Raw genomic sequence first — 13,720 nt, forward strand, 5'->3', positions numbered from 1 at the left:
CGTAGGCTGGGGGAGTGAACATGAGCGAGCCGGGTGGCGCTGCAGGCATACGTGGTGAAGGCGGGGGAGCGGTCGCCAAGGCCGGGCGGCGGGTCCCGCTGCTTCTCACCGTGGCGGGACTCTCCTACCTGATCGACCTGTGCAGCAAGCTGGTCGTGGTCGCCGAGCTGGAGAACCGCCCAGCCGTTCGGGTGATCGGCACGTGGCTGGAGCTGCGGGTGATGCGTAACGCCGGTGCGGCGTTCAGCATCGGCGAGACGACGACCATCGTGTTCACACTGATCGCCGCGACCGTGGCCGTGGTGATCGCCCGCCTTGCGCGCAAGCTCTACAGCACCCCCTGGGCGATCGCCCTGGGGCTGCTGCTCGGCGGCGTGCTCGGCAACCTGACGGACCGGCTCTTCCGCACGCCCGGCGGCCTGCAGGGTGCGGTCGTCGACTTCATCTCCGTCCGCGGCTTCAGCGTGATGAACCTCGCCGACTGGGCGGTCTTCTGCGGGGGCGCCCTGATCGTGTTCTGCACCCTCCGAGGATGGGAACTGGACGGCTCCAGGGGCGGCGTGGCCGGCGCGCGGCGTGCCGAAGCCGCCTGATCATGCGAAGCGGTACGGTGCGGCACCCGCGGGGGTGCCGCCCTGCCTTCACCTGTCGTCGCCTCAGTGGCAGAGGAGCAGGCTGACGTCACTGTTCGGGTTGGCTCCCGCGCGCCGGCGCTGCGCGTCGGTCAGCCGACCGGCCGCGGCGAAGGCTTCCCGCGCGGCGAGGATCTGCCCGACGTGGGAGAGCGCCCACTCGCCGATGGCCACCGTCAGCAGGGCCGCCTCGTTCCCGAGCGGGGTCAGGCCGTACTCCACGCGCGGCGGCACTGTCGGGTAGACCTTCCGCGAGACCAGGCCGTCGCGCTCCAGCGTGCGCAGGGTCTGCGTCAGCATCTTCTGCGTGACGCCGGGCAGGGCGCGGCCCAGCTGGTTGAACCGCATGGGCCCGTCGTGCTCCCGCAGCGAACCGAGCACGTACAGCACCCACTTGTTGGCCAGCACCTCGACCACGGTCCGGGACGGGCAGTCAGTATCCATCAGGTACCTACCTTCCTGGAAAGTGCCTACTTTACGGTGGATACCGGCCGTTTGAAGATGAACGCATGCGAGTCATCACCCAACATTCCCTCGGCGGCCCGGAAGTCCTGGAAGCCGCAGAGGCCGACCGCCCCACTCCCGGTCCTGGAGAAGTCCTCGTCCAGGTGCGCGCCACCGGCGTCAATCCGGCGGACTGGAAGGTCCGTTCAGGCCACGTGCGCTGGTTCGGTGACCCGCCCTTCGTCCTCGGGCACGAGTTCAGCGGGGTGGTGGCCGAAACCGGGAGCCCGGACAGCGGATTCCGGCCGGGCGACGAGGTGTTCGGATGGGCAATGCCGCCGCACGGCAGCAACGCCGAGTGCGTCCTCGTGCCGGAGACCTCCGTCGCCGCCAAGCCGGAGAACATCGACCACGTGCACGCCGCGAGCCTGCCCATAGCAGGGCTGACCGCATGGCAGGCGCTGGTGAACATCGCGCGGGTGCAGGCCGGGCAGCGCGTCCTCGTCCACGGAGCCGCGGGCGGCGTCGGCCACTTCGCCGTCCAGATCGCCAAGGCGCGCGGCGCGCACGTGACCGGCACGGCCCGGACGGTCAAACACGAGTTCCTGCGGGGCCTGGGCGCCGACGAACTCATCGACTACACGACGACCGACTTCACGACCGTACAGAAGGTGGACGTCGTCCTGGACACGATCAGCAACGACTACGGGCCGAGGTCGCTGCGCACGCTCAGCCCCGGCGGCATCCTCATCGACGTCGTGGGCGTCGGAGTCGACCGCACGGCGGTGAAGGAGCAGGCGGAGGCGAATGGCCTGCGGTTCGTCGAGTACTACCTCGAACCCACCCCGGCCGACATGGCGGGCCTCGCCGGCCTGGTGGAGGAGGGAGCCCTGCGCCCGGTCGTCCAGGAGGTGCTGCCCCTGAGCGATGCGGCCAAGGCGCACGAACTCAGCGAGAGCGGGCGCGTGCGCGGCAAGATCGTGCTTGTGCCGTGAGCGGTTACGGCTCAGGCCGCCGGCCTGCCGGAGCGGTCACTCACGGGCCTCGTCCGCCTTGCTGCTCGCTCGGCCGGACGCCGGCAAGGCCATGACGGACGCGAATGGTGCGGCACCCGTGAGGGGCGCCGCACCGCTTTCAGTAGCCGTCGCCGGGCTGGCAGAGGAGCAGGCTGACGTCACTGGTGGGCTCAGTGCTGGCGCCGAACCCCGGACCCTGCTCCGCTGCCGTGGCGGCCTCCATGACCTGCATATCGAGAAGCACCATCTCGCTCACCTTCCCGTTCCGCTCGGCGATGCCCGCCGGAAGCGGGCTCGTAGAGGCCTTGCCCCGCGAGGCCCCCGGGCAACCAGCCCAGGCCGCGGCCACTGCGGGGCGCGCTCACTCCGGCCCCGAGCCGCACGGCTGCGGCAGTGAAAACGCGTTGGCGGTTCGGCGTCGGGCCGGAATACTCCGCATGTTGAGGGATTCAGGAGGAGATATCACCGTTTTCGTATGCGCGGGATGCGACGCCGCGCTGACCGCTCCCGTGTCGGAAGTCGCACTGCCCGCCCACGCCCACCACACGTACGGGCACGCCATGCTCCCCGCGCTGATGGAGCAGGGGACGTACGCCGTCGACCCGGAGCCTTCCGGGCCGCCGTGGCGGCTGTGGGACGAGATCGGCCCGGACGAAGCGGAAGCCCGGGGCGTGTTCGCACCTGTCTTCTCCCTGTCCTTCGGGGCGCCGGGAGCCGTCGTCATCGCGCCGGGCGACGCCCGCGGCACCGTCCTGATCCCCGAGCGGTGCGAGGGCTACTGCATGGGGATCACCGGGGCCGACGGCCCGAACCTTGCGTGCGCGAACTGCGGGCGGCCCGTGGCGACGCGCGTGGACGACTGTTCCCTCTGGCAGGCCGTGTGGTTCGCCCCGGACGCCGTGCGCCGCGTCCCTGGCGATGGGCCTGGCGATGGCCCCGACGACGGACCCGGTCGGCGTGCGGCCGGCTGGGAGGAACTGTCACAGGAACGGCCGGGCACGCCACCGATCGACCCGTGCGGAGGATGGAACCCGCGCTGGGAAGCGGCGGCCGGGGCGGCTCTCGCCCACCTGCTGGTGGCCTCGGAGGGCAGGCCCGTGGCCCTCCCCGACGGTCTCGTCACGGACATGTTCGGCCACGTGCTCGACGCGCTCCTCCCGCCCGGCCCGCCCGTACGCCCAGCGGCCCTGGCCGGACCCGGCCTGCCCGACCCCGGCCCCGCCGCCGGCATCGTCCTGGTCCCGCGGCATCCGCGGACGGGGGAGGCGTGGCAGCCGGCCGGCGGTGCCGACGTGGTGCCGCTCGCTGCCGAAGTATGGGCACATCTGGCCTTCCACAACGAGCGGTTGCTGGTCCCCGCGACCGGCGGCCTTCCCGACGGCGTCCTCCGCGACGACCCGCCGCCGATGCGGCCCTGGTCACGGTTCCGGCCCGACCCGCACGTGCTCCTCAGCACGCTGGCACGGCTGCCCGCCGTCCGTCAGCCGTGGCTGCGCGGCATCTACGACCGGGTGAAGGCCCAGCCGTACGCCCGCCCGTTCTAGTCCGGTCCGCCGGGTAAGCCTCAGCGCGCGCCGGTGAGGTTGTACTGGTGGTCCAGGGTCAGGGTCATCGTGTACGAGGGCGAGCCGGTCGTGCCGTTCTTGAAGCTGCCGCTCACCAGGTAGGGCCCCGTCCTGGTGCTGCCGCCGGGGCTGGTGTCGGTGTCCGTCGTGGTGCCGGAGCCCTGGATCGTGCCGTCCTGGAACAGTGCCGCGTCCATCGGCCCGAGCTTCTCGTTGAGGAGGGTGGCCACGCCGTTGAAGGCCGGGGCGTAGTTCACCTCGGTGACGGTGATGGTGATGTGCCCGGCCTCGTCGGGGCCGGGGCCGGCCGGGTCGCTCTGCTTCGCGATGTCGACGAAGCACTCGGGGACCGCGCAGACCGCACCGTTCAGGGTTCCGCTGTACGTGCCGTTGACGTCGAAGGACGCCGGTGCCGCGGGCGGAGGGCTCGACGGCTCGGGCGCCGACGGGTTGCCCGGGGCCGGATTCCCCGGCTGCTGCGGTGCCGTCACTCCGGGCGGATGCGGGGGCGGCGACGGCTGGTGCGTGCGGTTCCAGAGGTACACGGCGCCGCCCGCCAGCGCCAGGATGACCAGCCCGCCCGCGATCAGCGTGCCCAGGCCGAGCCCTCCCGCTATGCCGCCCACCGTCTCGGCTGCCGCCGCCCCGCCGACGGCTTCGCCGGTCGCGGCGGCCCCTACGGCCTCCCCGGCCAGCGCGCCCTCCGCGGCGACGCCCTCGCCCACGGCCACTCCCTCGCCTACGGCGGCGCCTTCTCCGACGGCTGCTCCCTCGCCCACGGCCGCCCCTTCGCCCGCTGCGGCGCTCTCGCCCGCCGCGGCAGGGCCGCCTGTCGGGACCTCGGGCCCCACGCCTCCGCCGCCCGGCACCTTCGCCAACTGCGGTCCGGGAGGGCCGCCGGTGGGGACCCCGGAACCCACGCCGGGACCGGCGCCGGGCATCCGCGCCAGCTGCCCGGCGCGTGCGGCCTGCGCTGCCTCTGCCGCTTGCGCTGCTTCCGCGGCCTCGTACTCCTCGGCCATTTGCGTGGCCTTCGCCAGGTCGAGCTCACCCTTCTGCGCAGACACCTGTTCCAGCATCGAGCGTGCGGCCTGCGGCCCTTGCTTCAAGGCCTGTTGGTACGCGGACACCCTCTCCGTTCCGAGCTCGATGGTCTTCTCCAGAAGCTGGATCTCCTTCTGGGCCGTCTGGGCGGTCAGGCCGTAGTTGACGTAATTTCCCGAGAGGAGATAGCGCCTGCAGGTGTCCAGGACCGTCCGTTTGAGGTCCAGGATGCTCTCCCACGCCCGGATCTCCCGCTGCAGTTCTTCCATCTTCAGCAGGTCGTTGACCGCGTCCCACGGGTTCATGGCTGCACCTCGTGCCCCTCATCGCGCTCCTGCGCGTCCCCGGGCAGTTCCACGTGGCGCAGGGCGGCCCCGTCGTAGCAGTACCAGCCGTTCGTGAAGTCCCACATCCACGCCTCCCCGCCGTGCACGACGAGCCCGGCGCGAAACGCCTGGGCGCGGAAGGACGGGGCGTCGATGCGCTTGGCGGCCAGGTCTTCGAGGAGTCGTGAACAGGTCGACAGCGCCGCCTGCAGCTTCGGTACGAGTTCCGCGTCCGCGGAGGAAGCGGACGACGCGGGGTCCTCCAGGCGCCGCCCGTCCACCCAGACGGGCCAGCCGCCGGAGGCCCTCAGTACGCGGGCCCAGCCGCTGGGGGCCCGCTCCAGGAGTTGCACTTCCACGCCGGGAGCCAGACGGCCGTCCGGCTGTTTCATGGCGTCGGGCGCCTGCCAGAAGTCCAAGCCGCCGGCCGGGGTCGTATGACTCGCTCTGAACGGCTCCCGCAACGTGTCGGAACGGTCCATGGCCGCCCCCTCTCAGAGGCCCCTGCTGTCAGTCTCCCACTTGGGGTTACGTAGCAGGTCAGGCCTTTGGCGGGGCGACGAAGGAGCCCATGCCGGGTGTCGTGACGATCAGGCCTTCGGCGCGGAGGGCCGCCGTGACCTTGCGGACCGTTCCGCGAGCCACGTCGAATTCCTGCTCCATCCGCACTTCGGAGATCAGGTGGTTTGGTGGGTACTCGCCGGTCGCGATCCGCTGACGGATCAGCGCGGCGATCTGCTCCCACTTGGGTCGAGTCGGGTCGTACTCCATCACGGGCATGACTGTATGCATCGGTAGGCAACCGAACATAGACACGGGTGTTCATGCCCAGGGCGGTCTAGGGGTGTACAGGGATGTGAAGGCGGGGATAGCGTCGACAGATGGAAGACCCCCGCGACCGCTCGCAACGGCCCGGGGGCATGGCCACCAGCCACGTAGGAGCTGATGACAGTGAAGGACTCTATCTCCCGCCTCCTCGCCCGGACGAGGGCTCTCTTCAGTCATCGCACGGCGCCCGAAACCCCCGTCACGCCGCCCCCGCCGCCCGCCCCGCCGGAGGCGCCCACGCCCTTCCGGCCCCACTGCGGCGTCTACGTCTGGGCCACCGCCCACGGCCTCGACATCCAGCCCAGCAGCAAGCTCTTCACCTGCACCTGTTCCACCAAGTCGCCCCACCCCGCCGACGGCGAAGCGCTCCGCGCCAAAGTGCGCGAGGTCAACGCCCGGAGCACCCAGGGCTGGTAACAGAGCCTCAGTGGTGGAACGCCGTCGCCACCGTCTCCGGCCGCCCGAGCGGCCGGGGCTGGCGGCGGAGTTCCGGCAGCAAAGCGTGGAGGTCGTCCATGAAGAGGTCGGCCAGGTCGTGGGAGAAGCCGTTGCGGCAGACGACGCGGAGGACGGAGAGGTCCTCGCGGTCGGGCGGGAAGGTGTAGGCGGGGACGAGCCAGCCGCGTTCGCGGAGGCGGCGGGAGACGTCGAAGACGTCGTACGCGTCGATGCCGTCGGCCGTCGTGAAGGCGAAGACGGGGAGTTCGTCGCCGCGGGTGAGGAGGCGGAAGTAGCCCGTCTCCTCGATCAGGCCGGAGAGGCGGCAGGCCACGTCGCGGGCGTTCTGCTGCACCGCGCGGTAGCCGTCGCGGCCGAGCCTCAGGAACGTGTAGTACTGGGCGGCCACCTGCGCGCCGGGGCGGGAGAAGTTGAGGGCGAAGGTGGGCATGTCGCCGCCGAGGTAGTTGACGCGGAAGACCAGGTCCTCGGGGAGGGCGGCGCGGTCGCGCCACAGGGCCCAGCCGACGCCCGGGTAGACGAGCCCGTACTTGTGGCCCGAGGTGTTGATGGAGGCGACGCGCGGCAGCCGGAAGTCCCAGACGAGCTCCGGGTCGAGGAAGGGGGCGACCATCGCGCCGGACGCGCCGTCGACGTGGACGGGGATGTCCAGGCCCGTACGGTGCTGGAGTTCGTCGAGGGCCGCGCAGACGTCGCCGACGGGCTCGTAGGAGCCGTCGAACGTCGAGCCCATGACGGTGGCGACCCCGATCGTGTTCTCGTCGCAGAGGGCGGCCGCGGCGCCGGGGTCGATGTGGAAGCGGTCACCGGCCAGCGGCACCTGGCGGGCCTCGACCTCCCAGAAGTTGCAGAACTTGTCCCAGCAGACCTGGACGTTGGCGCCCATCACCAGGTTCGGCCGGACGCCGTCCGCCCGGTAGCGGTGGTCGTTGCGGGTGGCCCAGCGCCGTTTGAGGGCCAGGCCGGCCAGCATGCACGCCTCGCTCGACCCGGTGGTGGAGCAGCCGACGGCGGCGGACGGGTCCGGGGCGTGCCACAGGTCGGCGAGGATGGCCACGCAGCGCCGCTCCAGTTCGGCGGTGCGCGGGTACTCGTCCTTGTCGATCATGTTCTTGTCGCGGCACTCGGACATGAGGACGGCCGCCTGGGGCTCCATCCAGGTGGTGACGAAGGTGGCCAGGTTGAGCCGGGAGTTGCCGTCGAGCATCAGCTCGTCGTGGACGACCTGGTAGGCGGCGTGCGGGGCCATCGGCCCGTCGGGCAGCCGGTGGCGCGGCGGCTCGGCCGCCATCCCGCCGACCGGGTCGGCCTCGCCGTACAGGAACGGGTTCACTGCCAGGCCGTGGCGGCGTGCCGCGGGGCCGCGCCGTACGTCCTCGCCTCGGTGCAGGGCCATGATCGTGACGATACGGACTTGCACCTCACGTAACGGGAGGACGCACCGTTACGCCCGTAAGCGAAAGGAAGCGGACATGAGCTATTCCGTGGGGCAGGTCGCCGCCTTCGCCGGGGTGACCGTACGGACGCTGCACCACTACGACGAGATCGGGCTGCTCTCGCCCGGAGGCCGCAGTCACGCGGGCCACCGGCGCTACGACGACGGCGACCTCGACCGGCTGCAGCAGATCCTGTTCTACCGGGAGCTCGGCTTTCCGCTGGACGAGGTGGCGGTGCTGCTGGACGACCCGGGCGTGGACCCGGCCGAGCACCTGCGCCGCCAGCACGGCCTGCTCACCGAGCGGATCGAGCAGCTCCAGCGCATGGCCACCGCGGTGGAGCACGCCATGGAGGCGAAGAAGATGGGCATCAAGCTCACGCCGGAGGAGAAGTTCGAGGTGTTCGGGGACTTCGACCCCGACGAGCACGCGGAGGAGGTCGAGCAGCGGTGGGGCGACACCGATGCCTACAAGGAGTCGCAGCGCCGGACCGCCTCGTACACGAAGGACGACTGGCAGCGGATCCAGGACGAGATCAACGGGCTCAACGCGCGCATCGCCGCCCTCATGGGCACCGGCGCGGCCGCTGACTCGCCGGAAGCCATGGACCTCGCCGAGGAGCACCGGCAGCAGATCGTGCGGTTCTACTACGACTGCACGTACGAGATTCACACCTGCATCGCGGAGATGTACGTCACAGACGAGCGGTTCGCCGCCTACTACGAGGCGATCCGGCCCGGCATGGGCACCTATCTGCGGGACGCCATCCACGCGAACGCGGTGCGCAAGGTGTGAGGGCTTGGAGAGGGAGGGGGAGGGGGAGCGAAAGGGCGGGGGGACCGGCGCAGCTGCCGGCCGCCCCGCCCGCGGCGGGATTACGGGCGGGGTGAGATCACGACCGCCGTGCCGTACGCGCACACCTCCGTGCCCACGTCCGCCGCCTCCGTCACGTCGAAGCGGAACATCAGCACCGCGTTCGCGCCGCGGGCGCGCGCCTGCTCGATCAGCCGCTCCATGGCCTGGTTGCGGGTCTCCACGAGGGTCTTCGTCAGGCCCTTGAGCTCGCCGCCCACGAGGGACTTCAGGCCCGCGCCGATCTGGCTGCCGATGTGGCGGGAGCGCACGGTGAGACCGAAGACCTCGCCGATGACGCGGTCCACCTTGTAACCCGGCACGTCGTTCGTCGTCACGACCAGGACGTCGGACTGGGACTGCCCGCCGCCGTACTCCTCGATGCCCATCGCATCCACCTCCGTGTGTGCAGTTTTACGGGTGCCTGACCAGGACGCATGGCGGGGCCGCGGGGTTGCGCCGACCGGAGGTACCCGGAGGTACGAGGCGGGGAGGGCGCGGGGAGGGACGCGGGGAGGGCGCGAGGGGGGACGCGGGGCGGGCCGCTGCCGCACACTGGTAATCACACTGGAACGCGGCGGAAGGCCGCCGCGTTGGTAACTTGGGGCCGCACATCGGCCCTCCCCGCCTGTGCCCGGGCCTCGCACGAGCCTGCGCCCTCGACCCAGGAGCCTGTCACCCGTGACCCCCACGACCACTCTCGCGCTCGGCCCGCAGTGGCTGGACGCGAACTATCTGATCGAACAATTCGGTCTGATCGGTGTCCTGGCCATCGTCTTCGCGGAGTCCGGCCTCCTGATCGGCTTCTTCCTCCCCGGCGACTCGCTGCTCTTCACCACGGGCCTGCTCGTCACCACGAACCAGATCAGCAAGCCGCTGTGGCTCGTGTGCACGCTGGTGGCCGTCGCGGCGATCCTCGGCGACCAGGCGGGCTACCTCTTCGGCCGCAAGGTCGGCCCCTCGCTGTTCCGGCGCCCCGACTCCAAGCTCTTCAAGCAGGAGAACGTGGAGAAGGCGCACGAGTTCTTCGAGAAGTACGGGCCGAAATCGCTGGTTCTGGCCCGCTTCGTCCCGGTGATCCGTACGTTCACGCCGATCATCGCCGGTGTGAGCCGGATGAACTACCGCTCGTTCCTCATCTTCAACATCATCGGTGGCGTCCTCTGGGGCGTCGGCGTGACGCTGCTGGGCGCGGCGCTCGGCAAGATCGAGTTCGTCAACAAGAACATCGAGCTGATGCTGGTCGCGATCGTGCTGATCTCGGTCGTGCCGATCATCATCGAATTCCTGCGGGCGCGGTCGAAGAGCAAGAAGGCGGCGGCGGAGGAAGAGGCGCAGGAGGAGGCGCAGGCGGCGGCAGCGCCGATGCCGGCGCCTGCGCCGCAGACGGCGTACGGTGCCGGTGTCGGCGCCGGTTACCCGGGCGTGGGGCAGAGCCCGTACGGCGCGCAGGGGCAGAGCCCGTACGGCGCCGAGGGCCGGAGCCCGTACCCGGGGGCGGGGCAGCAGGGTCAGTACCGCGGTGCGGGCCAGGGGCAGTACCCGGGGCAGGGGCAGGTCCAGGGTCAGGGTCAGGGCCAGTACGCCGCCGCTCCGGGCCGGAACGCCTACCCGGGGCAGAACCCGCATCCGGGCCAGGGCTCGTACCCGGGGCAGGGCCAGAGCCCGTATCCGGGTCAGGGGCAGAGCCCGTACCCGGGGCAGGGCCAGGGGCAGGGGCCGTACCCGGGGCAGGGCCAGGGCTCGTACCCGGGCCAGGGCCAGAACCCGTATCCGGGCCAGAACCCGTATCCGAGGCAGAGCCCGTACCCGGGGCAGACCCCGTACGCGGGCCCCGGCCAGGTGCCGTACCCCGGCGAGGCCCAGGATCACGGTCAGGATCACGACCACGGTCAGGATCACGATCAGGATCACGGCCAGGGCCCGGAGAGCGGCCCCCGCCCGCCCGGCCAGCGGGGCCGGCACGCCCGTCGCTGACGGCCCGCCCTCCCGCGCCCGCCTGTAACCCCATTCCGCATAGAGCCGACCCCACTGGGCACACGCACCCCTGATCAGGCATTGTGACCCTAGGGGTACGGCTCTGCGGGACGTTCCGGCGCCGCGTGGAACGCCCCGGACGACCGGCGGGCAGGGCGTTACGAGGAGAACGAGGTGGCTGAGCGCCAGCGGGGTGAGGCACCGGAGGATCGCAAACCCCAGTCCGACGAGGCGCGCAGCGCCTTCACCCCGCCGCTGGGCGTCCCCCTCCCGCCCCCGCCCGAGGACGAGCACCCGACCTCCGAGTTCGCCGTCCCCGAGGGCATCGCGCCCGAGCTGCCCGGCGAGCCCGAAGGCTCGGCCTTCACCCTCCCCGCGGGCGCCGTCGCGCCCGACTCCAGCATCACCCAGACCAACCTGCTGCCGGGCTACACACCGCCCCACGGCGCGCCCAAGGTCAGCCTGACCAAGGACACGCCCTGGCAGGACCGCATGCGCACCATGCTGCGCATGCCCGTCGGGGAGCGGCCCGCGCCCGAGCGGGCCGCGAAGCAGGACGAGCCCGGCCCGCCCGTGCCCCGCGTCCTCGACCTCACCCTCCGCATCGGCGAGCTGCTGCTCGCGGGCGGCGAGGGCGCGGAGGACGTGGAGGCGGCCATGTTCGGCGTCGCGCACGCCTACGGGCTGCACCGCTGCGAGCCGACGGTCACCTTCACGCTGCTGACCGTCAGCTACCAGCCGTCCCTTGTGGACGATCCCGTCACCGCCAACCGCACGGTGCGGCGGCGCGGCACGGACTACACGCGGCTGGACGCCGTCTTCCGGCTCGTCCACGACGTCACGTCGCAGGGGCTGACGCTGGAGGAGGCGTACCGCCGCCTCGCCGAGATACGCCGCAACCGCCACCCCTACCCGGGGTGGGCGCTGACCGCGGCCTCCGGGCTGCTCGCCGGCGCGGCGAGCATGCTCGTGGGCGGCGGGCTCGTGGTGTTCCTCGCGGCCGCGGCCGGCGCGATGCTGGGCGACCGGCTGGCGTGGCTCGCGTCGGGGCGCGGGCTGCCGGAGTTCTACCAGTTCGTGGCGGCCGCGCTGCCGCCCGCGGCGATGGGCGTGGCGCTCAGCGCCCTCCACGGCTACGTGGACGTGCAGGCGTCCGCGGTGATCACCGGTGGGCTGTTCGCCCTGATCCCCGGGCGGGCGCTCGTGGCGGGCGTCCAGGACGGCCTGACGGGCTACTACATCACCGCCGCGGCCCGGCTGCTGGAAGTCGGCTACCTGATCGCCGGCATCGTCTGCGGCGTGCTGATCGTCCTCTACGGAGGCGTGCACATCGGCGGGGCCACGCTCAACCCGGAGGCGGCGCTGGAACGCGTCGAGCGGCCCGGGGTGCAGATCGTCGCGGCGATGCTGCTGTCGTTCGCGTTCGCCCTGCTGCTCCAGCAGGAACGTCACTCTGTCTGGGTCGCCACGCTCAACGGCGGGGTCGCCTGGGTCGTCTACGGCGCGCTCGCCGACACCGCCGGGCTCGACCCGGTGCCGGCGACGGCGATCTCCGCGGGGCTGGTGGGCCTCTTCGGCCAGCTGCTCTCGCGCTACCGGTACGCGTCCGCGCTGCCGTACGTGACGGCGGCCATCGGGCCGCTGCTGCCCGGTAGCGCGGTGTACTTCGCGCTGCTGAACTTCGCCAAGAACGAGCTCAACACGGGCATCGCCAGCCTCACGAAGGCCGCTGCGCTGGCTCTGGCCATCGCCATCGGGGTGAACCTCGGCTCCGAGATGGCCCGGATGTTCCTCAAGGTCCCGGGCGAAGCGGCGGGGCGCCGCGCCGCGAAGCGGACGCGAGGCTTCTAGCGCAAGCCTTACGTGGAGGGCGCCTGCGCGATCCCGGGCGCCCCGGAAGCTTTTGCCCGCCGCGACGGCGATCCGCCAGAGCGGACGTTCTCGGCGGTGCCGAGCGTGCCTGAGCTCGTACGGCACCGCCGGGCTCCGCCGTCGTGGCCGCGCGCCGCTGCGGCGGGCGGGGCCGGCCGGGACGGCGCCTGTGCGTTCTGGGGGCCGCGGCCCCCCTCCGCCGCGACAGCGAGCCGCCACAGCGGACGTTCTCGGCGGTGCCGAGCGCGGCTCAGCTCGTACGGCACCGCCGGGTTCCGCCGTCGTGGCGTATCGCCGTCGCGGCGGATTCAAGGATGCGGGGCATCCTTGACCGCCAGGACCGCCAGGACCGCCAGGACCGCCAGGACCGCCAGGACCGCCAGGACCGCCAGGACCGCCAGGACCGCCAGGACCGCCAGGACCGCCAGGACCGGCACGGGCCCTCGGCCGTGCCGTGAACGGGCGCGGGGCCGGGGGCCGTACGCGACGTACGGCACCCCGGCCCCGTGGCAAAGCGAGCCGCAGGCTCAGTGGTGGGCGCCGCCCGCCGCCTCGAGGCGCTTGTAGGAGGCCTCGATCTCCGCCTCGGCCTCCGCGCGGCCGACCCAGTCCGCGCCCTCGACCGACTTGCCCGGCTCCAGGTCCTTGTAGACCTCGAAGAAGTGCTGGATCTCCAGGCGGTCGAACTCCGACACGTGGTGGATGTCGCGCAGGTGCTCCATGCGCGGGTCGTTCGCCGGGACGCACAGCAGCTTGTCGTCGCCGCCGGCCTCGTCGGTCATGCGGAACATGCCGATGGCGCGGCACTTGATGAGGCAGCCCGGGAAGGTCGGCTCGTCCAGGATGACGAGGGCGTCCAGCGGGTCGCCGTCCTCACCGAGGGTGTTCTCGACGAAGCCGTAGTCGGCCGGGTAGCTGGTCGAGGTGAAGAGACGGCGGTCCAGGCGGATGCGACCGGTCTCGTGGTCCACCTCGTACTTGTTCCGCGAACCCTTCGGGATCTCGATGGTGACGTCGAACTCCACGGGTGGCTCCTCCATGATCAACACATACGTCTGGTGATTAAGTGTCTCTCACGTGGGTGTGTGCTGGCGAAAGGGGCTGGTCGTGGAGTCGGAGACCAGGTCGTGGCGGCCGCGGCTGCAGCTCCGGCCGCAGCTGCCGCCGTCACTGCGCGGCGGCTCGCCGCGCGCGCGGACCGTCCGCTTCGTCGCGGTGTCCGCGCTGGCCGGCTGCGTCGTGGCGGCGGGCGCCGTGGGCGCGGCGGGC

Annotated in this window: 16 protein-coding genes; 8 read left to right on the forward strand and 8 right to left on the reverse strand. The window is 71.8% G+C overall.

Features of this window, described 5'->3' with window-relative positions:
• The first annotated feature begins 20 nt into the window (after positions 1–20).
• Entirely contained in the window at positions 21–593 is a 573-nt protein-coding gene (locus tag B7P34_RS04480; protein WP_106674476.1) for a signal peptidase II, read from the forward strand.
• 63 nt (positions 594–656) lie between these two features.
• Here the strand turns inward: B7P34_RS04480 and B7P34_RS04485 are convergent, their stop codons facing one another.
• Positions 657–1,076 (reverse strand): winged helix-turn-helix transcriptional regulator, encoded by a 420-nt coding sequence (locus tag B7P34_RS04485; RefSeq protein ID WP_106674449.1) that lies wholly within the window; start codon positions 1,074–1,076, stop codon positions 657–659.
• A 65-nt stretch (positions 1,077–1,141) separates the two neighbouring features.
• Here B7P34_RS04485 and B7P34_RS04490 point away from each other — a divergent pair, with 65 nt between their 5' ends.
• Positions 1,142–2,071, forward strand: a complete 930-nt coding sequence (locus B7P34_RS04490; protein WP_106674450.1) for an NADP-dependent oxidoreductase — start codon at positions 1,142–1,144, stop codon at positions 2,069–2,071.
• 139 nt (positions 2,072–2,210) lie between these two features.
• Here the strand turns inward: B7P34_RS04490 and B7P34_RS04495 are convergent, their stop codons facing one another.
• Positions 2,211–2,339 carry a SapB/AmfS family lanthipeptide gene (locus tag B7P34_RS04495; protein WP_146166726.1) on the reverse strand — a complete coding sequence of 43 codons (129 nt, stop codon included), beginning with the start codon at positions 2,337–2,339 and terminating at the stop codon, positions 2,211–2,213.
• Positions 2,340–2,601: 262 nt separating this feature from the next.
• Here B7P34_RS04495 and B7P34_RS04500 point away from each other — a divergent pair, with 262 nt between their 5' ends.
• Entirely contained in the window at positions 2,602–3,636 is a 1,035-nt protein-coding gene (locus B7P34_RS04500; RefSeq protein ID WP_223267496.1) for a hypothetical protein, read from the forward strand.
• A 20-nt stretch (positions 3,637–3,656) separates the two neighbouring features.
• Here the strand turns inward: B7P34_RS04500 and B7P34_RS04505 are convergent, their stop codons facing one another.
• Genes B7P34_RS04505 through B7P34_RS04515 form a run of 3 tightly spaced genes read right to left on the reverse strand, consistent with a single transcriptional unit; the run spans position 3,657 to position 5,807 of the window.
• Positions 3,657–5,006, reverse strand: coding sequence for a hypothetical protein (locus tag B7P34_RS04505; protein WP_106674452.1), 1,350 nt, complete (start codon positions 5,004–5,006; stop codon positions 3,657–3,659).
• Complete coding sequence (locus B7P34_RS04510; protein WP_106674453.1) at positions 5,003–5,509, reverse strand: hypothetical protein; 507 nt, start codon at positions 5,507–5,509, stop codon at positions 5,003–5,005. Before B7P34_RS04510 ends, B7P34_RS04505 begins: the two co-directional genes overlap by 4 nt.
• Before the next feature lie 58 nt (positions 5,510–5,567).
• Positions 5,568–5,807 carry a GntR family transcriptional regulator gene (locus B7P34_RS04515; RefSeq protein WP_223267497.1) on the reverse strand — a complete coding sequence of 80 codons (240 nt, stop codon included), beginning with the start codon at positions 5,805–5,807 and terminating at the stop codon, positions 5,568–5,570.
• 165 nt (positions 5,808–5,972) lie between these two features.
• Here B7P34_RS04515 and B7P34_RS04520 point away from each other — a divergent pair, with 165 nt between their 5' ends.
• Positions 5,973–6,272, forward strand: a complete 300-nt coding sequence (locus B7P34_RS04520; protein ID WP_146166727.1) for a hypothetical protein — start codon at positions 5,973–5,975, stop codon at positions 6,270–6,272.
• 7 nt (positions 6,273–6,279) lie between these two features.
• Here the strand turns inward: B7P34_RS04520 and B7P34_RS04525 are convergent, their stop codons facing one another.
• The gene (locus B7P34_RS04525) at positions 6,280–7,710 is read right to left on the reverse strand and encodes a glutamate decarboxylase (protein ID WP_106674455.1); all 1,431 of its coding nucleotides are present in this window, start codon (positions 7,708–7,710) and stop codon (positions 6,280–6,282) included.
• A 76-nt stretch (positions 7,711–7,786) separates the two neighbouring features.
• Between B7P34_RS04525 and B7P34_RS04530 the strand changes: the two genes are divergently transcribed.
• Positions 7,787–8,545: a MerR family transcriptional regulator gene (locus B7P34_RS04530; RefSeq protein ID WP_106674456.1), complete on the forward strand. Its 759-nt coding sequence runs from the start codon at positions 7,787–7,789 to the stop codon at positions 8,543–8,545.
• A gap of 80 nt (positions 8,546–8,625) precedes the next feature.
• Here the strand turns inward: B7P34_RS04530 and B7P34_RS04535 are convergent, their stop codons facing one another.
• Entirely contained in the window at positions 8,626–8,991 is a 366-nt protein-coding gene (locus B7P34_RS04535; protein ID WP_106674457.1) for a YbjQ family protein, read from the reverse strand.
• Between the two features lie 292 nt (positions 8,992–9,283).
• Between B7P34_RS04535 and B7P34_RS04540 the strand changes: the two genes are divergently transcribed.
• The 3 genes from B7P34_RS04540 to B7P34_RS37210 all read left to right on the forward strand — a co-directional run bounded on the left by B7P34_RS04540 (position 9,284) and on the right by B7P34_RS37210 (position 12,909).
• A complete protein-coding gene (locus B7P34_RS04540) occupies positions 9,284–10,579 on the forward strand; it encodes a DedA family protein (RefSeq protein ID WP_106674458.1) in 1,296 nt (431 codons plus the stop codon).
• Positions 10,580–10,753: 174 nt separating this feature from the next.
• Positions 10,754–12,430 (forward strand): threonine/serine ThrE exporter family protein, encoded by a 1,677-nt coding sequence (locus B7P34_RS04545; RefSeq protein ID WP_106674459.1) that lies wholly within the window; start codon positions 10,754–10,756, stop codon positions 12,428–12,430.
• A gap of 335 nt (positions 12,431–12,765) precedes the next feature.
• Positions 12,766–12,909 carry a hypothetical protein gene (locus B7P34_RS37210; RefSeq protein ID WP_189382437.1) on the forward strand — a complete coding sequence of 48 codons (144 nt, stop codon included), beginning with the start codon at positions 12,766–12,768 and terminating at the stop codon, positions 12,907–12,909.
• A 69-nt stretch (positions 12,910–12,978) separates the two neighbouring features.
• On the opposite strand, the gene B7P34_RS04550 is transcribed toward B7P34_RS37210, so the two are convergent.
• Positions 12,979–13,476, reverse strand: a complete 498-nt coding sequence (locus B7P34_RS04550; protein ID WP_030367366.1) for an inorganic diphosphatase — start codon at positions 13,474–13,476, stop codon at positions 12,979–12,981.
• Positions 13,477–13,720 lie beyond the last annotated feature (244 nt).

Origin of the sequence: Streptosporangium nondiastaticum, from assembly GCF_003011965.1 — a bacterium.
Lineage (GTDB): Bacteria > Actinomycetota > Actinomycetes > Streptomycetales > Streptomycetaceae > Streptomyces > Streptomyces nondiastaticus.

Coding starts and splice junctions, on each gene's coding strand:
- B7P34_RS04480 (WP_106674476.1), top strand. CDS start 21: ATGAGCGAGCCGGGTGGCGCTGCAGGCATACGTGGTGAAGGCGGGGGA.
- B7P34_RS04485 (WP_106674449.1), bottom strand. CDS start 1,076: ATGGATACTGACTGCCCGTCCCGGACCGTGGTCGAGGTGCTGGCCAAC.
- B7P34_RS04490 (WP_106674450.1), top strand. CDS start 1,142: ATGCGAGTCATCACCCAACATTCCCTCGGCGGCCCGGAAGTCCTGGAA.
- B7P34_RS04495 (WP_146166726.1), bottom strand. CDS start 2,339: ATGGTGCTTCTCGATATGCAGGTCATGGAGGCCGCCACGGCAGCGGAG.
- B7P34_RS04505 (WP_106674452.1), bottom strand. CDS start 5,006: ATGAACCCGTGGGACGCGGTCAACGACCTGCTGAAGATGGAAGAACTG.
- B7P34_RS04510 (WP_106674453.1), bottom strand. CDS start 5,509: ATGGACCGTTCCGACACGTTGCGGGAGCCGTTCAGAGCGAGTCATACG.
- B7P34_RS04515 (WP_223267497.1), bottom strand. CDS start 5,807: ATGCCCGTGATGGAGTACGACCCGACTCGACCCAAGTGGGAGCAGATC.
- B7P34_RS04520 (WP_146166727.1), top strand. CDS start 5,973: ATGACAGTGAAGGACTCTATCTCCCGCCTCCTCGCCCGGACGAGGGCT.
- B7P34_RS04525 (WP_106674455.1), bottom strand. CDS start 7,710: ATGGCCCTGCACCGAGGCGAGGACGTACGGCGCGGCCCCGCGGCACGC.
- B7P34_RS04530 (WP_106674456.1), top strand. CDS start 7,787: ATGAGCTATTCCGTGGGGCAGGTCGCCGCCTTCGCCGGGGTGACCGTA.
- B7P34_RS04535 (WP_106674457.1), bottom strand. CDS start 8,991: ATGGGCATCGAGGAGTACGGCGGCGGGCAGTCCCAGTCCGACGTCCTG.
- B7P34_RS37210 (WP_189382437.1), top strand. CDS start 12,766: ATGCGGGGCATCCTTGACCGCCAGGACCGCCAGGACCGCCAGGACCGC.